The 18,444-nt window shown below is 67.1% G+C and carries 12 protein-coding genes and 2 pseudogenes; 10 read left to right on the forward strand and 4 right to left on the reverse strand.

Translation table 11 applies throughout. The features are described 5' to 3' along the window. Window positions 1-18: 18 nt before the first annotated feature. Window positions 19-582, forward strand: coding sequence for an isochorismatase family cysteine hydrolase (locus tag KUM49_RS30020; RefSeq protein ID WP_217240107.1), 564 nt, complete (start codon window positions 19-21; stop codon window positions 580-582). Beyond that, window positions 579-1,505 carry an FAD-dependent oxidoreductase gene (locus KUM49_RS30025; RefSeq protein ID WP_217240108.1) on the forward strand — a complete coding sequence of 309 codons (927 nt, stop codon included), beginning with the start codon at window positions 579-581 and terminating at the stop codon, window positions 1,503-1,505. The genes KUM49_RS30020 and KUM49_RS30025 overlap by 4 nt, the downstream gene beginning before the upstream one ends. Here KUM49_RS30025 and KUM49_RS30030 read toward each other — a convergent pair. After that, complete coding sequence (locus KUM49_RS30030; RefSeq protein WP_217240109.1) at window positions 1,463-2,110, reverse strand: hypothetical protein; 648 nt, start codon at window positions 2,108-2,110, stop codon at window positions 1,463-1,465. The genes KUM49_RS30025 and KUM49_RS30030 overlap by 43 nt on opposite strands. A 940-nt stretch (window positions 2,111-3,050) precedes the next feature. Between KUM49_RS30030 and KUM49_RS30035 the strand changes: the two genes are divergently transcribed. Both KUM49_RS30035 and KUM49_RS30040 read left to right on the forward strand, forming a co-directional pair. Continuing rightward, window positions 3,051-5,297: a hypothetical protein gene (locus tag KUM49_RS30035; RefSeq protein WP_217240110.1), complete on the forward strand. Its 2,247-nt coding sequence runs from the start codon at window positions 3,051-3,053 to the stop codon at window positions 5,295-5,297. A 604-nt stretch (window positions 5,298-5,901) separates the two neighbouring features. Then, window positions 5,902-6,111, forward strand: a complete 210-nt coding sequence (locus KUM49_RS30040) for a hypothetical protein (protein WP_217240111.1) — start codon at window positions 5,902-5,904, stop codon at window positions 6,109-6,111. 177 nt (window positions 6,112-6,288) lie between these two features. Here the strand turns inward: KUM49_RS30040 and KUM49_RS50325 are convergent, their stop codons facing one another. Continuing rightward, a complete protein-coding gene (locus KUM49_RS50325; RefSeq protein ID WP_217240120.1) occupies window positions 6,289-6,672 on the reverse strand; it encodes a tetratricopeptide repeat protein in 384 nt (127 codons plus the stop codon). On the opposite strand from KUM49_RS50325, the pseudogene KUM49_RS30050 reads away from it, so the two are divergent. The 6 genes and pseudogenes from KUM49_RS30050 to KUM49_RS30075 all read left to right on the forward strand — a co-directional run. Next, window positions 6,639-7,205: pseudogene (locus KUM49_RS30050) on the forward strand (IS5 family transposase); the annotation flags it as partial. The gene KUM49_RS50325 and the pseudogene KUM49_RS30050 overlap by 34 nt on opposite strands. Window positions 7,206-7,428: 223 nt before the next feature. Further along, entirely contained in the window at window positions 7,429-7,878 is a 450-nt protein-coding gene (locus tag KUM49_RS30055; protein WP_217240112.1) for a hypothetical protein, read from the forward strand. 498 nt (window positions 7,879-8,376) lie between these two features. Then, complete coding sequence (locus KUM49_RS30060; RefSeq protein WP_254402007.1) at window positions 8,377-14,583, forward strand: DNRLRE domain-containing protein; 6,207 nt, start codon at window positions 8,377-8,379, stop codon at window positions 14,581-14,583. Window positions 14,584-14,718: 135 nt separating this feature from the next. Next, a complete protein-coding gene (locus KUM49_RS30065) occupies window positions 14,719-14,931 on the forward strand; it encodes a hypothetical protein (protein WP_217240114.1) in 213 nt (70 codons plus the stop codon). Window positions 14,932-15,240: 309 nt separating this feature from the next. Further along, a complete protein-coding gene (locus KUM49_RS30070) occupies window positions 15,241-16,140 on the forward strand; it encodes an FKBP-type peptidyl-prolyl cis-trans isomerase (RefSeq protein WP_217240115.1) in 900 nt (299 codons plus the stop codon). 359 nt (window positions 16,141-16,499) lie between these two features. Continuing rightward, window positions 16,500-16,897: pseudogene (locus KUM49_RS30075) on the forward strand (DUF742 domain-containing protein); the annotation flags it as partial. A gap of 177 nt (window positions 16,898-17,074) precedes the next feature. Here the strand turns inward: KUM49_RS30075 and KUM49_RS30080 are convergent. Together KUM49_RS30080 and KUM49_RS30085 are read right to left on the reverse strand one after the other, a co-directional pair. Continuing rightward, complete coding sequence (locus KUM49_RS30080; protein ID WP_217240116.1) at window positions 17,075-17,992, reverse strand: IS3 family transposase; 918 nt, start codon at window positions 17,990-17,992, stop codon at window positions 17,075-17,077. Further along, window positions 17,989-18,297, reverse strand: a complete 309-nt coding sequence (locus KUM49_RS30085) for a transposase (RefSeq protein WP_041668893.1) — start codon at window positions 18,295-18,297, stop codon at window positions 17,989-17,991. Before KUM49_RS30085 ends, KUM49_RS30080 begins: the two co-directional genes overlap by 4 nt. Window positions 18,298-18,444 lie beyond the last annotated feature (147 nt).

Raw genomic sequence — 18,444 nt, forward strand, 5'->3', positions numbered from 1 at the left:
ATGTGGAAGGCGAACTAAGTGGACCCTCGCTCGACAGCGCTGATCGTCATTGACGTGCAGCAGGGCTTCGTCAATCGGCATAGCCGCGGCGCGCTTCCGGCGATCGTGCGCTTGGTGACGGGCTGGCGAGCCGCCGGCGCCCCTGTGGTCTTCACACGGTTCCATAACGAGCTCGGTTCGCCATACGAGACGATCACCGGCTGGACGCGGCTGCGCACCACGGAGGAGCAGGCCCTCGTTGAGGAGCTTGAGCCGTTCACGGATTCCGCGGTCACCACCATCGACAAGGCGCAGTCGTCGGTCTTCACCCCCGAGGGTGCGCAGCTGATCCGAGACAAGGGCTGGAGCGACCTGGTGCTGTGCGGCATCGACACGGACGCCTGTGTCTACGACTCGGCGATCGCCGCCTATCAAAGCGGCTATCGGCCCTGGATCGTCACCGACGCCTGCGCCTCTACCGGTGGACCCGAGTACCACGACGCCGCTCTGCTGCTTGCCGCTCGCAACCTCGGCGCCGACCAGCTCGTCACCAGCGAGACCGTCCTGACCCGAATCGGCGGACCCAAGGGGGCACACACATGAGTTCACCTTCGTACGACGCGGACGTTCTGATCGTCGGAGCTGGCCCGGCCGGAGTGGCGGCCGCGGTCATGGCGGCCAGCCTCAAGCTGCGCACCGTAGTGATCGAGGCTGGGCTGACCGGAGGCAAGCTGCACGTCGTCGGCGCCTTGGACAACATGCCGGGGAACTGGTCAACCGGCCCGGATCTGGCGCAGGCTCTGGCGCAGGACCTGCAACGTCTCCAAGGAAGCGGCTGGTGCACTCTGATGCAGGCCCGGGCCGTCGCCGTGAGCGGTCACGACGACCGAGCCGAACTCACTCTGGACGATGGCCAGGTCCTGACCGGACAGGCCATCGTGGTCGCCACCGGAGTCGCCGCGCTTACACCCGCCGAAGCCGACTGGGTGACCGCTCCCGACGATCTCGCCGCGCCGCCACTCTGGCGTGCCGCACCGGACAGCCTCGCGGGCCGCACGTACGTGCTCGGAGCGGATCGCCCGCTCGGGACCTGGCTCCGGGCCCACCCGGAGACGTCGAAAACTCTGCATGTGCTCTGCCCTCCGACGGATGAGTACAAGGCCACCGAAGTCGCGGCCGATGACCGTGTCCGCATGGTCCCCGTCTCCCACGTCACCATCACCCGGCCCGCCTACGGCGGCGGCTGGACGGTTGAGGCCAAGGACCAAGACGGAGAACGGAAGGTCTATGCCGTCACCACTGTGCTGAATAACCTGGGCAACCGGCCTGCTGCCCTTGAGGGACTTACCCAAGGCGAGGACGGCTACTGCCCGACCGACCGCCAGCACCCACGCATTCGGATCGCCGGGGACCTGCGGTCCGCGCGTTATCAACGCATAGTCACCGCCCAGGGATCGGGTGCCGAAGCCGTGCTCGCCTACTACTACGGCGTCGCGCTGCGAGAGGCGAACGGAGTTGCCAAGTGATCCGCCGTACCTCGGTGCGGTTCCGGCCCCTGGCCATCGTCACCGGCCGGCCGCAGGGCGTCCAGAGCGGCCTGGAGCGTACGCGAGTCGCGGTTCCAACGCTTGGGTGCAACCAGCTTGAGCCGCGGCGCGTCGGGTGGGGTCATCACCTGGCTTTTGCAGTCGATGACGGGGACGAGGCCGAGGTTGTGCGTGAAGAGCAGGACGGGCTTTTGCGCGACCATCGACCGAAGTTCGAGGCGGGCGACGGGACCGAGGACGTGGACACGGCTGCCGAGGCGTTTTGGTTTTCCGATGACGACGAGTCCGTCGAGTTGGCCTACGAGCGTTTCCCAGGCGTAGGGCTGTCCCTCGAAGGCGGATCCGTAGTGGAGGAGCTCGACGCCGTCGGGCAGGTCCTCAGTGATGCGCTTGAGCCAGCGGTTCCAGTTGGAGTCGCTGGCGGTCTTGGGGGCTGCGCTGACGTAGACGCGGACCGGAGTGTCGGGGCGGCGCTTGGCGGCGATGCGGTGCATGGCCGCGATGTAGCGGCGCTGCTGCTCAGAGCGAGCGAAGGTCTCCACGTCAAGGGGATCGTCGTTTCCGGGCTTCTGCGTCGCGTGCATACCGCTCATCATGCCCGGACGGTGCCTCGAGTGTGGAGCGGGGCAGGTGATTCAGGGTTTCTGGTGCTCCGTCAGGAGCCCCTGATCTATTGGCGACACGAGCGATACCGGGGGATCGTTGTGGGATCGAAGGGGAGTACCGTGTCCCTAAATAAGATCCATATGGACATGGTTAAGCCCCGCGAGGCTGCACTCCGGGGCACGGCCGCAGACCTATCCAGGGAAGGTCTCGACGCGATGAAGGGTACCCGTACCCTCCGACAGACACACATCAAGGCACCCGCCGTGGCAGCGATGGATCGTACGTCGCTCCGGTTGGGTGCCTCTTTTGCCTTCCCGCGCCGATCCGGCTGCGGGCGCACCTCTGCCCCGGAAGGGGGCGAGATGTAGTCATTTGTGGCGGCGCCCGTGTGAACGGGGCTGCGAGCCGCCGGGACGCCCGGCCACCCAGGTGATTAGCGGTCACCTCGGCTACGGCGTCCCATCTGCCACCGGGTGGGCTTAGCGGGCCCTCCCGAAGGGGCTGTCCTTCCGGTTAGCGGCCGGTCAGACAGTTCGATCTTGGTTCTCCGCGAACCAGCGCCAAAGGCGCCCTTTTCATGCCTCCAGCAAGACCAAAGAAGGCAAGACCTATGTTGCAGTATCGTGCTGCCCTTTGTCAGCCCATCCATGCCCGGTTGGCGCATTTTGCGCCGTCTACCCGGTCACAGTTTCCCTCTCAGCCGACCGCTGGCCGATGCCAGCGGACTGCTACGACGCTCCGTACGTGGTTCTGCGGGGTGCCCACGTGAGCGCCGTTGCGGTGCCCGCCGCACACCGTCGGTCGTCGAGTCCTCGGTGGCTGCGCTCGGTCCCGGAGCAGGCCGGGCCGGCTGTCAAGCGCGGTCCGGGGCATCCTCTGACGCTCGGCCGGGATGCTCACGCTCGGCTGGCGACCGCCGTGCGCACGCTGCTGGACAGTCCGGGCCTTGAAGGGGTGCCGGATACGGTGCGTCTGGCGGTGGTGGTGCTGGCTGCGCGTACGCCGTCCGAGACCGGCGTGGTGGAGATCCGAGCTCGTGAGCTGGGCCGGTGGCTGGGGCTGTCGGAGTCGCGGGTTCGGCATGCAGTCGTGCCGGGCCTGCGCCGATCCGGTGTAGTGGACGTCGATACGCTGACGGGCGAGTTCGGCGAGGACTGGGGCCTGACCTGCCGTGTACTTCCGATGTGGGAGGCACAGAACAAGGTCGGCCACCCATTGCAGTTGCCGAAGCCGGAGCTTGCCACCCTGCTGCGGCTGATGGAGGCCCTGATGGCGCCGGGCTGGGCGCACCGGGATGGACGGGTGACGCCGGCCGGGCTGCTGGGTGCCCGTACGGGGCACGGAGCGGCAGCGGACCGCCTGGCCTTGCTGCTGCTGGTGCTGGAGACGGCGGAGAGCGGTCGGGTGCGACTGTGCGGTGGCACGGTCAACAAGCGTTACGGGCGGCCGGTGGCGACTTTGGCGCGGCTGCTGGGGAGTTCACTGTCGCGGGCGGAGCGGGTGCTGGCGCGCCTGGAGGATGCCGGGCTGGTGGAGCGTCCGCGGCGGCAGACCGTGTCCAGACTGAGGCAGGTGTCGCGGCTGGTGGTGCCGGCGGTGGCGGCCGCGCACAGTGGCCGCCAGGGAACTACTGACGGCCGCGTTGGAAACCTCGCAGGTACGGCATGGCCTAGTCAGGACTCCCTGTCGCCGACGAAACCGCAGACCAACGAGGCGCGCGAGGGCTGCGGAACCGACGAGGGAGACCTCGCGGCGACGACACCCCTTCACGCTGTTCACTCTTCTGTGGCTGATGTGTTTTCTGATGCTGAGGTTGATAGTGGGTTTTCCGGCTCTGCCGTACCGGGGTCCTGTGGTCGGCCGAAGCGCGCAAGCACGCGCGAGGACCAGGCCGCCGACGGCGAGACCGCCGTTGCACAGTCGGCGCCGCCGGTGGCTGAGGACGGCCCGCTGCGCGGGGCAAAGCCGAAAGAGTCCCCGGTCGAGGGACGGTATGGGCAGCGGGCTGCCAGGACTGGGGCCGGTGGCCGACCAAAGGCCGTGGGCTGGGAAAAGACGCAGCAGCAGCGGAGGGTGGACCTTCCCGCTCATCTTGGTCTGCGGGTGGCTCTGAGGCCGGTGGCGGGGCTGTGGGAGCGGCTGTCGGGCTGGCAGCAGGTCCAGGTGGAGGCGGCCGCGAAGGCTGAGGTGAAGCGGCTGGCTGGCATGCTGATGCGGCCGGAGGCGGCGCCGCAGTTGCTGGCCGACCGGTTCACTGACCGGCTGGAGGAGACCGGTGGCGAGGCCCTGGTCGACCGCCCGTACCCGTGGCTGATCCGGCGGGGCCTGGTGCAACGTCAGGCGTGCACGGACCGCCGGTGCGACGACGGGATTCGGCTGGACACCGGCGGCGAGTGCGAGAGTTGCGGCAACGTGGTCCACATCCGGCGCGCCGGGCGGGCGAAGGTCGCGGCGGAGATCGACCGGGAGCTGCCCAGCCTCGGTGGGCGCGGGCGCCGCCAGGTCCTCGAGGAGCGGCTGCGGGAGCACACCCGGTGTGAGGCAGAGCAGGCAGGCGCGCGGCACGCCCAGGCGGTGGCCGAGGTGGAAATGCGGCGGGTTGCCGCCGCGCGGCGCCGGGCGGCCGAGGAGGCTGCCGCGCTGGAGCGTTTGTCGGCTGCGTGTGTGGAGTGCGGTCTGCTGGGTGCGGCCGGGTTGTGCCCGGAGTGCACCTACCGGCGACGTATGGACGTTCTGGTGCAGGATGCGGTCGACCTGGCGGTCGCGGTGCGGGCGGATCTGGATGACTCGGCACAGATCGCCGCGCTGTCGGAGCGCTGCGAGGCCGATACCCGTGCGCTGGTCGATGACGTGTGCCGACGCCAAGCCGCAGCCGATCAGAGTCTGATGGCGTTCATCGCCCGGGAGGTGGCTGAACGGATCCGTGATGAGCGCCGGGCGAGCGCGCACCAGGGGCTGCTGCGGAGCGAGGAAGCCGAGGCTGAGGCGGAAGCCGTGTACGACACGGTGCTGCGCCGCCGCCCGCGCTGTCATCAGGCCGCGGAGGAAGCGGCGGACGAAGCCCGTCGACGTACTGCGCACTACATGCTGGAGCACAAACTCGGGCAGCTGCGGGCCCAGCGGGCGCGGATGCAGGCCGGACGGGCACCGACGCGGGTTGGCTGATCGGGTGGCGGTGTGTCAGCTGCGGTTGTCAGCCTGTCAGTTGAGTGCCTCGCAGGGGGCCGTCTTCACTCGGCGGACGATGAGCCGGTGCTTTTTACGGATCGGGGGCTGATCGGAGGTGAGTGTTCCCTCCCAGTCTGACTCGGGGATGAAGGTATTCCGCCATGGGGGCGCAAGCTGCCGTGTCGTGTCCGGCCTGCGGCGTGGCCGTGCATCGTCACCGGACCATGCAGTACGACGGCGTGAACGTCTAACGGCCTCAGGCTGGCCGGACCCCGCTCGAGCGGTCGGTTCACCTCCACTCGCGCGGAGAGCACTCGATGGGGTTCGAGCGGAGGAAGTCGGTGACTGGTTCACATCCGCACGCGTGGAAGACGCCGTCAGAGGGTCAGGGTTCGGCCGTCGTCGAGAAGAGCACTCCTTCTCGGTGAGCCCGAGCTGCGCGCCCAACGGTTCACCTCCGCTCGCGCGGAGAGCACGCCAAGGTCTACGGGGTGGACCTGGGAAAGCTCGGTTCGCCTCCGCTTGAGTGGAGATCAATTGCCCTTGGTCGAGCCGGCGCGGAGCCTCCGGGCGCTGGAAAGGCGGACGTGAAGTCCGGCAGGTGGAGAAGTACTTCCTTGCCCGAGTTGCCGTGGCCGAAGTCGCCCCGGCCCGCGCCACGCAGCCCGACAACATCCGCGAGCACCGCTGGTGGACTCGAGCCGAACTGGCGGTCACCCAGGAGACGGTCTATCCCGTTGGCCTTGCCGACCTGGTCGCGGCCGTCGCCGAAGGACGCACGCCCGAGCGCCCGAGCGTGCTGACCGGCTGATCCCCCTCGGACAACGCGCCTGAACGAGCGCAGGCACTGGCCGCGGCATGCGGAAACGAGGGGCCGCCCAAGAAGGGGTTCCCTGCGGAGAGACCCATACCGGCCGCGCGGAGTGCTCTCAGCACCTTTTCAGCTGCGGCCGGGTGCAGCTGGCATGGTCCCGTGGTCGAGTGCTTCCTATAACCGCCTGCGGCGGCTTTGCCGAGCCTGCAACCGCGCGCCGGCAGTTGCGGCGGTGAAGTTTCGGACGGACTCACGAGTGTCGGGGTGGCGGGGCCCGAGGAGCCTCCTTCGATCGGCCCAGACCAATCGGTGCAGGGACGCCGACTCTTGGTAGCGGCCAAGGTGGAAGAGCGCGTTGGCGAGGTTGTTTCGGATGGTGAGGGTGTCGGGGTGATCTGATCCGAGACTGTGTTCGCTGGCTATAAGTGGGCGGTTCGTCTTTGAGTTGATCTGGTGTCGCCTGATGGTGTGGCGGCGGGGCGGAATCTGCCGGTCCGCGGTTGTTGATCTGGTGATGTGATCGGGTGAGTGAACGCAAGCCGTATCCGAGTGACTTATCGGACGAGCAGTGGTCGTTGATCGAGCCGGTGATCACCGCGTGGAAGGACCGGCACCGCTCGGTCAGCGGTCATCAGGGCGCCTATGCGATGCGGGAGATCGTGAACGCGATCCTCTACCAGGGGCGGACCGGCTGCCAGTGGGCCTATCTCCCGCACGATCTGCCGCCCAAGAGCGCGACGTACTACTACTTCGCCGCCTGGCGGGACGACGGCACCGACCAGGTCATCCATGAACTCCTGCGCTGCCAGGTCCGTGAACGCGCCCGCCGATTAGAGGACCCGACCCTGGTGGTCCTGGACACCCAGAGTGTCCATGCCGCCGCCGGGGTCCCCGCCTCCACGACCGGCCATGATCCGGCCAAGCGGGTGCCCGGCCGCAAGCGCGGCCTGGCCGTGGACGTCCTCGGCCTGGTCATCGCAGTCGTCGTCCTCGCCGCGAACACCCACGACAACGCCGCGGGCATCGTCCTGCTGGACCAGGTCGCCGAGCACGCCGACGGCACCGTCCGCAAGGCCCTGGTCGGTCGAGGAGCGGCTGCGGGAGCACACCCAGCGTGAGGCAGATCAGGCGGGTGCACGGCACGCCCGGACGGCGGCCGAGGTGGAGATGCGGCGGGCGGCGGCTGCCCGGCGCCGGGCAGCCGAAGAGGCTGCCGAGCTGGAGCGGTTGTCGGCTGCGTGCGTGGAGTGCGGTTTGCCGGGTGCGGCGGGATTGTGCCCAGAATGCACTTACCGGCGGCGTACGGACGCTCTGGTGCAGGAGGCGGTCGACTTGGCGGTCACTGTGCGGGCGGACTCGGATGACCCGGCGCAGATCGCTGCGGTGTCGGAGCGCTGTGAGGCCGACACCCGTGCGCTGGTCGCGGACGTGTGCCGACGTCAGGCTGATCAGGGCCTGGCGGCGTTCACCGCCCGGGAGGTGGCTGAGCGGATTCGTGATGAGCGCCGGGCGAGTGCGCACAGCCGGCTGTTGCGGAGCGAGGAAGCCGAAGCCGAGGCTGAGGCGGTGTACGACACGGTGCTGCGCCGCCGTCCGCGCGGTCACCAGGACGCGGAGAAGGCGGCGGCCGATGCCCGTCGGCGTACTGCGCACTATCTGCTGGAGCGCAGGCTCGGGCAGTTGCAGGTCCAGCGTGCGCGGATGAAAGCTGGCCGGGCGCCGAAGTGGGCGCTGGCTGATTGGGTGACTGCGTGTCAGTTGTAGTCGTTAGCCTGTCAGTTGAGCACTTGTCGATCTGCTCATAGGCGCGGCCGAGCGTGCGGTTCACCTCGTCAACCCGCTGCTCGCTGGCCAGATGCAGGTGCCAGGTGGGCCGCACGGACTTCACCTCGACCAGGCTTGTCCGGCGAGAGGTCGCGAGCACGGTTTGATGCCGTCGGCGGCGTCGTTCCACTCTGCCGCAGGTACTCCTTGTACGTGGTCGCGGTACGTAGTTGCATGCAGCTTGGTTCCCCAAACAGTGAAATGTGTTGCACATCACATGATCGCCCGCCGAGTCGGGAGTACCGGTTGGAGATCATTTAGCACTTATTTGATCTTTTCTCTCCGTATACGTTCGGGATCGCTTGATCATCCTGATCGGGAGATATGGAGTACAAAATGGGCAGATACTTGCTCAGCCGGGTCTCATGGCAGGGACGTCGCGGTCGAAGACCCGTTCTGACAGGACGTCACTTGCGCCGGACCGCCCTGGCTTTGGCCATGGTGCTGGCCGCCGAGACGGCGGTGACAGTTGCCACCACCGGGCAGGCGATGGCCTTGTCGTCCGGTACGCCAACTGCGGCGTCCATTGCGAACCTGGGAGCCGCCGAGGCGTCTGACCAGGCGTCGGCTCTGCTGATGGCACGGTTGCAGGACCGCAAGATCGAGGTGCTGTCAGGACGAACTGCGGATTCGACCACTTGGGCGTTGCCCTCCGGTGCGCTGCAGACGGCTGCTTATGCCGGACCGATCCGCGTGAAGCAAGACGGTGTGTGGCAGGCCATCGATACAGCTCTGTCCGACACCGGCGCCGTCCTGGAGCCGAAGGCAGCAGCGGCTGACATCGCGGTTTCCGATGGCGGTGACAAGCGGCTGGCATCGGTGACCAAGGGGGATACGACGCTCGGTCTGGGCTGGGAGAACACCCTGCCGACTCCGACAGTGAAGGGCGACACTGCCTCCTATGGCCTGGGCGGCGGGCAGACGTTGACGGTCACCGCGCTGCCACAGGGCATCTCGCAGAACGTCGTCCTGGCCAGCGCACCGGATGGGGCGGTGTCCTACCGGATCCCACTGGATCTGGATGGGTTGAAGCTCTCCCAGGCCGATTCGGGGCATCTGCTGCTGAAGGATACGGACGGGAAGCTGGTGGCCGAGGCGCCCGCTCCCATGATGTGGGACTCCTCCAAGGATCCTGTCTCCGGTGAGCCGGAGCACTTGGCGCAGGTTGCCACCACGGTGGAGACGGCGTCGGATGGATCGCAGACTCTGGTGCTCACTGCGGATGCGGACTTCTTCCGCCAGGATCTGACCTATCCGGTGACGGTGGACCCGACCTCCACCTTGGCGGTGACCACCGACACCTGGGTGCAGACTCCCGACTACCCCGACTCCCAGGTTTCTTCTCCGGAGCTGAAATCCGGTACTTACGACAACGGCACCAACAAGGCCCGCTCGTACCTGAAGTTCGGCGTGTCGGCCTTCGCCGGCAAGCACATTGTTGACACCAACCTGTCGCTGTACTCGTACTACTCTTCAACCTGTTCCACCACCGGGGCCGGTACCCAGGTACGGCGCATCACCTCTGACTGGTCGTCCTCGGCCATCACCTGGGGCGCCCAGCCGTCCACGACGGCCACCGGCGCGGTGACCAACACGGCTGCCCTGGGGTACAGCTCATCGTGCCCGGCCGGGACCATGAACTTCGACGTCGACGGCATCGTGCAGGCCTGGGCCGACGGGTCGGCCAACTACGGTCTGCAGGTGCGCGGCGCGGACGAGACCGACCCCTACACCTGGCGGCGCTTCCGCTCTGCGAACTACATCAGCGGCGACGACTCCGTCGAGCCGCATCTGACCGTCACCTACAACTCCTACCCGGTCACCCCGGCCAATACGGCGGTCTCCCCGAGCGTGGTGAACGCCTACAACGGCAAGAGGTACGTCACCTCGCTCACCCCGCAACTGTCGGCCAAGGTATCCGACGCCGATGGCGCAACGGTCAAGGCGCAGTTCGAGATCACCCCGGACCCGGCCTATAACGACACCACCTACACCTACACGGCCACCAGCACGGGCGTTGCCTCCGGCTCGACCGCCTTGCTGACGATCCCCTCGGCCAACGCCTTCCCGGCCGCATCGCACCTGCGCTACCGGGTGCGCGGCTACGACAACACCGACTACGGCTCGTGGACCGGTTACAGCGCCTTCGCACTGAATACCGGCAAGCCGACGGCCCCCAGCGTCACCTGCACGCCCTACACGAAAGACACGTGGACGGCCAAGGACGACAATGGCGCCAGCTGCACTCTGGACACCGCAAGCGGAGACGGGCAGGGCTACTACTGGGGCCTTGACAATTCCAGCACGCCCAACCGGATCGACGACACCGTTGACGGCAACGGCGGCGACCCGCTGACCATCACCGTCAAACCGGGCGACGGCTGGCACAGTCTGTATGCCAAGACAATCGACTCCGGCGGCAACCTGTCCACCACCTCGACCGAGTACAAGTTCGGCGTCGGCGCCGACGGCGCGGCCCTCCTCGCTCCGGGCGACGGCGACCGCCCGGCCCGCCGCGTCGCCCTTGCCGCCACCGGAAAGCCCACCTACACCGGCGTGACCTACCAATACCGGCGCGGTGAGACCGACAGCTGGCACACGGTACCGCTGGCGGACGTCACCAAGAACGCCGACGGCACTGCGGTCGCCTCCTGGCCACTTGCAGCACCGAATGGCGCCCCGCCGGCGCTGACCTGGAACATCACCACCACGCTGGCAGAGGACGGCCCGATCGACATCCGTGCCGCCTTCACCGACGGCACCACGACCGGCTACTCCACGCCCAACACCGTGACAGTCGACCGCAACGCCGGTGACGCGCCCACCCAGGAGGTCGGGCCTGGCGATGTCAACATGCTGACCGGTGACTTCACCCTGATCCAGAACGATGCCGCCGCCTTCGGCGTCAGCATCGACCGCACTGCCTCCTCGCGTGGCGCCACCACCGGCGAGGACATGGAGGGCCAAGCCGCCATCTTCGGCCCCGGCTGGATCTCCGGGGTCACGGCAGAGCGCACCGGCTCGGACTGGAGTACGGTCCGCAAGACCTCGGCCACCTCGGTTGAGGTCCTCGACGCCGACGGTACGGCAGTGGGCTTCACCGCCACCAGCGCCGGTGGCTGGCAGCCGGAGCCGGGCTTGGAGGACCTGACGCTGACCAGCAAGGACAGCGCAGGCGTTACGACCAACGATCTGACGAAGATCTCGATCTTCACCCTGCAGGCGGCGAGCGGCGCCACCACCACGTTCGCCAAGGTCGATCCGGCCGCCACTGCCTGGCAGGCCACCACTTTCTACCTGGCCACAGCCAACTCCACCATCACCGTGGTCTCGGAGAAGGTCACAGGGGGCAGCCAGACCCTGGCTCGCCCGAAGTACCTGATCGCGCCGACCACCGCGGTGTCCAACGCCACATGTGCGGCGACCCCGTCGGCGAAGGGCTGCCGACTGCTGGAGATCGTGTACTCCAGCACCACTACGGCCACCGGCACTGCCTTCGGCGAGTACGCCGGAACTGCGAAGGAGATAAAGCAGTGGTCCACCGAGCCGGGCGCCGCCGCGGCTACGGCCAAGACCGTGCAGTGGTATCAGTACGACGGCACCGGACACCTGCGCGGCACCTGGAGCCGACAGATCAGCCCGGCGACGTTCACCGAGTACAGCTACGACTCCGCCAACCGGGTCACCAAGTTCACGCAGCCCGGTGAGTTGCCGTGGACCCTCAGCTACGGCAGGGCCGGCAATGCCGCCACCGCCGGTGACGGCATGCTCCTCGCGGCGTCCCGGCCCGGCTTGAAGCAGGGGACCGCCGATATCACCGAGGGCACTGCGGCGATCAACGTGGTCTACGACGTGCCGCTTTCCGGCACAGCCGCGCCTTACGCCATGGCTCCCGCGAACGTCGCGGCCTGGGGGCAGGAGGACGTGCCGACCGACGCCACGGCGGTCTTCCCAGCCGATGCCATCCCGGCTTCCCACGACGGGCGGACTCTGACGGCCAGCGCATACCGGCAGGCCGAGATCAGCTACGCGGACGCCTCAGGCCGGCAGGTCAACACCGCCGCGCCCGGCGGGCACATCGCCGCCACTGAGTACGACCACCTCGGCAACGCTTTGCGGGAACTTTCTGCGGGCAACCGGGAGCTCGCCCTCGCCACCGGCGGGAGCGGTCTGGAGACGCTCACCCGGCTGGGCCTCAGCGGAAGCTCGACCGCGGTGCGCGCTGTAGCCCTGTCCACCGTCCACGTGTTCAGCAGCGACGGCCAGCGGGAAGTCGAGTCCTTCGGCCCGCTGCATCTGGCAATCCTCACCGGCACTCTCAAGGCCGGCGCCGGCGGGACCGATCTGCCGGCGGGTACCGAGGCGGCGGTCACGAAGCACACGGTGACCGCCTACGACGAGGGCCGTCCCACCGACGGCAGCGCCAAGGTCAGCGGCCTACCCACCACCGTTACCACCGGCGCGCACGTCGACGGCTACCCGGCCGACGGCGATGCAGAAGTCACCAAAACCACCTACGACTGGGCCAAGGGCTCGGCGATCAGCACCATCGAGGATGCCGGTGGCAAAAACCTGACCAAGACCACCGCCTACGACACCCAAGGCCGGACCACCAAGACCACGCTGCCCAAGTCGACGGGCACTGACGCCGGGGCCACCGTGACCACCTACTGGTCGGCCACCGGCACCGGCGCCTGCAACGGCCGCCCGGAATGGGCTGACCTGGTCTGCTCCACCGGACCGGCCGGGGCAATCACCGGCGGCGGCTCCAACCCCACACAACTGCCTACGAAGACCGTCGAATACGGCTGGTGGGGACAGCCCAGCAAGATCTCCGACACGGCCAACGGCGTCACCCGCACCACCACGATCATCACGGACACCCTCGGCCGGATCTCCAGCACCAGCGTCACCGGCGGCGTGGGCACGGCCATGCCGGACATCACCACCACCTACGACTCGAACAACGGCCGGATCGCCACCCAGACGGCCAACGGGCAGACCATCACCACCGGATACGACAAGCTCGGGCGTCAGATCAGCTACAACGACGGGGCGGGTAACACCACCACCACCGCGTACGACCTCCTGGACCGCCCGGTCAAGCTGACCGACTCCGCACCATCCACCCAAACGATCACTTACGACGCGAACCTGGACCCCCGTGGCCTTCCCACGTCCCTGACCGACTCGGTCGCAGGCACGTTCGCGGCAACCTACGGCGCCGAGGGCGAACTCCTCACCGAGCAGCTACCCGGCGGTTACACCCTCACCACCAGCACCGACAACGTCGGCCAGATGACCTCGGCGGTGTACAGCCGTGACAGCGATGGCACGGTCGTGCTCGCCGACACGGGCGACTACTCCACTCACGGCCGCCTCGTGAACCACACCGGAACCGCTGGCGACACCACAGCGCAGGCGTACACCTACGACAAGGTCGGACGCCTCACGGGCACCGACGACACATCCGCAGACGGCAGTTGCACCCGACGCACCTACGGCTTCGACAACAACAGCAACCGCACCTCGCTGGCCAGTTCGACCAGCGCGCCCGGAACGGCGTGCGCCGGCACCGGAGCCACGACAACCACCAGCACCTACGACAGCGCTGACCGGCTCATCGCGTCCGGCACCACCTACGACGCCTTCGGCCGCACCACCGGTCAGGCCAGCGGAGCTGCCATCGGCTACTACGTCAATGACCTGGTCCGTCGGCAGGCGGTGGGCACCAACCGCCAGACCTGGGACCTGGACGCCGCCGGCCGCCTGGCGTCATGGACCACGGAGACCCAGGGCGCGGACCAAACCTGGAGTCAGACCGGCCGCAAAACCAACCACTACGGATCGGACGGAGACAGCCCGGACTGGATCACCGAGGACTCGAGTGGAACGATCTCCCGATCCGTCCGCGGACTGACGGGCAGCCTGGAAGCCGTCACCAGCGCAACCGGGGGTGTGGTGCTCCAGCTGACCACGCTCCACGGGGATCTGGGAGTACAACTGCCGCTCGACACCACAAAGAACCCGGTCGTGCTGCGGCAGGATGAATTCGGGAACCCGGTGCCCGGCAGTGTGCCCGTTCGCTACGGCTGGCTCGGAGGACCGCAGCGCTCCGGCGAAACGGCCACTGGCGCGATACTCATGGGCGTCAGACTCTACGACCCGACCAGCGGAAGATTCCTCTCGACAGACCCAATGCTCGGTGGAAACGCCAATGCCTACGACTACGCATTCGGTGACCCCATCAACAGGCTGGACCTCGACGGAAGATGGAGCTGGTGGAAGACCTGGTACTACTCCTGGGGCAGGGTCAAGATCCACGCCTGGAGATTCTGGGACTGGCAGGGACTTCACGTAGGCGGGTCCGTGTACGTGTATTTCAACCGCTACTGGACCAGGCAAATCGCAGCCCACATCGATAGATGGTGGGAACGAGTGTCAATCGTGGGGGGCATTGTGGCCGCCATGACGACAAACAAAGCCGTCATAGTCGCGGCAGGACTCCTCTGGTTGTATGGATATTGGGTGTACGGCATGGCTGACTACGCCGCTAAGCATGGCCAATGCCTCCGGGTGAAGGCTGCGAGCGGATACCTGTACTGGTGGTATTCGTACATGTATCCATCGCACGTGAGCTGCTAGAGGCGCCAAGTGCCGCCATTCCACTGAGATCCGCTAGATCTGTAAACCCGTGGGGACGCAGAACATATGCGCCCCCACGGGGGACCTGGCGTCAACGCAGCAGACTTAACTCCACACAGTTGAGAAAGTGAAACGATGAAGAAAATTTCTATCCGGATTCGGGCGTCGATAGTTATGGCCGCTATCGGTCTCGTCCGCTTCGTTCAGTCTCATTTCTGGGAGGACGTGGCGCATCAAAATGCGCACGCACTGGAAGGCGCCGCCGAATGGTTTCTTGGCGCATGGTTCTTGGCGATGGCTCACTTGGTGCTGACATCAGACGCTTGGCGGAACAGGAAGAAGAATTGAAGGAAAGGTATGACTGCACCAGCGCATTGATTGACATGTCAAAGCATGGGCCCTCGCGTCTCCACACCTCTTACTCACCCGTGAGGCGCACTGCTCACGGAAAACCCAGGACGCCTACAAGTAAAGCCGGGCATCTGCCGAACTCGCAGCTGTAATTAACAACCCAACTCTTGAACGGTATTGGAATTCTTGATGGCGCGACGTGTGACAGCCCTGTTGCTGATGAGTGCGGTACTGCTGACCGGCTGCAGTAGAGAAAATCCCCCGGCTCCCCCGGACGGTGACCACCGTCCCCTGCCCGCCCCCACAGTGTCGGCATCCCGCCCACCGATACCGGCGGCCGTGCATTCGGATGCGGTACTGCCTGCGGTCACCGGAGTTGTCGGGCAGGAGGCCGCCATCACCATTCCCAAGGCCAAACCGAGCGGGAAGTTCGTCGTCTCAGCCCTCGCGGAAGGGCGTGGCCGCAAGGCTCAGAACGGGGACATCGTCATCATCGACTACTCGGCGAAGAGCTGGAAGAGCAAAAAGGCCCTGCCCGGCACCTACGACAAAGGCGATGCCCCCAAGGTGTTCCCGGTGGGTAAGGGGGCGGTGATACCGGCGCTGGACCGCGCTGTTCAGGGACAGCAGGCCGGCAGCCGCCTGCTGGTGGTGGCTCCACCAACTGCCGCCTACGGCACGTCCGGCAATGCCCGTCTGGGTGTTTCGGCCACCGAGACCGTCGTCTTCGTCGTCGATGTCGTGAAGGTCCTGGCCGCCGACGCCATCGTCTCCGGGGAGCAGCGCACAGTCCCCGAGGAACTGCCCGAGGCTCAGGTGGGCCGCTCGGCCGCCGTGATCGCGGTCCCTGACACCGCGGCGCCCGGCCGTCTGGTTTCCAGAACGCTCGTCAGCGGACCCGGCCCGAAGGTGAAGACAGGTCGGACAGTGGTGCTCCAGTATTCCGGCGCGGTCTGGGAGGGCAACCGCGGAAAAGACCGGGCCACGCTCTTCGAATCCTCCTGGGCGCAACGCCACCCCACCACGCTCATCATCGGCGTCGGTAACGTCATCGAGGGCTGGGACAAGGCACTGGTCGGCGCAAAGGTGGGCAGCAGGGTGCTGCTTGTCGTCCCACCCAGGCTCGGCTACGGCGCTCAGGCCCGAAAGGGCATCCCGGCCCGGTCCACCCTCGTCTACGTCGTCGACATCCTGGCGGCAGCGTAGCTGCATGTCGGCTTGCCCATGCCCATCACCCGACGGCTCGCCCGCGCCGCGCTCGTTAGTCTTGTCAACGGGGCCGCCTGGGCGGCGGGTTCGGGCCGGGCGCGGGCGGCGCGATGCCACTCCGCGCAGGCCCAACGCCCTTGGCGGGACTGGAAGCGGTGCAGGCTCACACAGATCTCCCACAAGGGGTCCGGCGCGGCCGCAATACGGGTCCTGACCAGATCGGCATCGGTGAAGTGGATACGGAGCACTGAGTTCCCCCCAGGTGTTCTGCGCCTTCGGGCAGAGGAAACCATCCTGACTGCCATGTTCGCGTCAGAAACACCCCGGGAGCGCGAGCCAGCGAGTCGGCGCGCGTCGACTCGTATGCCCGTCCCCGCGCAGCAACGGCACTCGAGGACGGCGCCGCCGGCACCGGTGCGCTCGTTCGCCCCTATGCCATGACCGGGGGGGGCGCACCAGGCCGCGATACCAACTAGCCATCGAGGCACTCGTATCGACTACCGCAGATCCCCAGCAGATGCGGGGACTGCTGCCGGAGCATCAGCGGATCTGCCACCTGTGCCGTGACATCAAGGCGGTGGCGGAAATCTCGGCGCTGCTCTCCATGCCTTTGGGCATCGCACGCATCCTGGTGGCTGATCTGGCGGAAGCAGGACTCGTTGCCATTCACGCACCGGCAGGAAGCGAAAACCAGGATGGTCAACCCGACAGGGCTCCGCTCGAAAGGGTGCTCAGCGGGCTTCGTAGGTTGTAGCCTCCCGCCGATGCGGAGCGCCCGGAGACCTGTACGTCACCGTGCGCATCACCCGACTGATCAGCCGCCCGACTCCGGCACTATCGATTGTCGTAGCGGTCGTGAAGGACCTTGACGGTTTCGGTCCACGCGCTGTCGGCCTGCTCTGAGGTTCCCCCGTCATGCGGGAGCCGCTGATCAGCTGGTCAGCAGGGGTTGACGGGTGTTCAGATTCGTTGGTTCGGCCGTCGCCTGCTCGGCGTAGTACTTCTCCTCGAACTCGATCGGGCTGAGGAAGCCGAGCCGTTCCTGGATGCGGCGGGAGTTATAGAAGCCGTCGATGTACTCGAAGAGCGCGAGATTCGCCTCGGCCCTCGTGGTGAAGGTGCGGCCACGGAGGCCCTCGGTTTCGATGAGCATCCAGAGGTTCTCCGCGAGGGCGTTGTCGTACGAGTCCCCGACGGAGCCCATGGACGCCTCAACTCCCGCCCGCATCAGCCGGGTTGTGAGCTGGATGGACGTGTACTGACAGCCGTGGTCGGCGTGGTGGATGAGCTTGCCCGGCTCGACCTCGCGGGACGCGAGCGCGTACTCCAGCGTGGTCAGGACCAGGTCGGCGTCCGCGCGGGCGGAGGTCTCCCACGCGACCACCCGCCGGGAGAATGCGTCCCGGATCGCGGAGAGCCACAACGGTCCCTCGCCGGTGGAGACCATCGTGAGGTCGGTGACCCACAACCGGTTCGGCGCCGGTGCGGTGAAGTCCCGGTTGACCAGGTCCGGGGCCAGGCTGGCCTTGGGATCGCGGCGCGTGAAGCCCTTCCGCCGCGGGCTGATCCCCGCGATGTCGGCCTCGCGCATCAGGCGCTCGACCCGCTTGCGGCCCACGCGTGTGCCCTCGCGTCTGAGGACGGCGTGCACGCGCGGCGATCCGTAATTGCCGCCGGACTCCGCGTGGATCTCCTTGATCCGCTCGGCCAGTTCGACGTCGCGGCGTCGCCGTTCGCACGGTTCCTTCTCCGCGCGGCGCCAGCGGTAGTAGGTGGAGGAGGGGATGTGCAGTTCCCGCAGGACGCACTCGACTCCCAGGCGGGGATGCTCGTCAACGAGCGCCGTCACCTGGGCCGGGTCGGGTCGAGTTGCGCCGCGAAAAAAGCCGAGGCCGTCCGCAGGACGTCATTGGCCCGCTTGAGCTGGGCGTTCTCCTTGCGCAGGGCCGCGAGCTCGGCGCGTTCGTCGGTGGTGAGACGGTCGTCGCGTTCGCCGGCGTCCGCCTCGGCCTGGCGGATCCAGCCGCGCAGGGCCTCGGGGTGCACGCCGAGGTCGACGGCCAGCTTCTTGATCTGCGGCTTCGGCTCGGTGGTGCGGTACATCCGCACCGCACGCTCACGCAACTCGAGCGAGTATTTCCGGGGTGCAGCCATGGTCACAGGTCCTCTCATGAGTCCCATCTGACCCGCTGTCAACTTCCTCCGCATCTCGGGGTGCCTCTGTGTCTTGTCAAGTCACTTGAGGCAGCCGGTGCTTGGACATCCGTTCATCGGCGATCATGACACGCCACACATGGTCGG

This window comes from Streptomyces sp. AC555_RSS877 (genome assembly GCF_019049245.1).
GTDB lineage: Bacteria > Actinomycetota > Actinomycetes > Streptomycetales > Streptomycetaceae > Streptomyces.

Bases quoted from the DNA above. Each gene is read 5' to 3' on its own strand.
- KUM49_RS30025 (WP_217240108.1), top strand. From the start codon at position 579: ATGAGTTCACCTTCGTACGACGCGGACGTTCTGATCGTCGGAGCTGGC.
- KUM49_RS30030 (WP_217240109.1), bottom strand. From the start codon at position 2,110: ATGCACGCGACGCAGAAGCCCGGAAACGACGATCCCCTTGACGTGGAG.
- KUM49_RS30060 (WP_254402007.1), top strand. From the start codon at position 8,377: ATGGTGCTGGCCGCCGAGACGGCGGTGACAGTTGCCACCACCGGGCAG.
- KUM49_RS30065 (WP_217240114.1), top strand. From the start codon at position 14,719: ATGAAGAAAATTTCTATCCGGATTCGGGCGTCGATAGTTATGGCCGCT.
- KUM49_RS30085 (WP_041668893.1), bottom strand. From the start codon at position 18,297: ATGGCTGCACCCCGGAAATACTCGCTCGAGTTGCGTGAGCGTGCGGTG.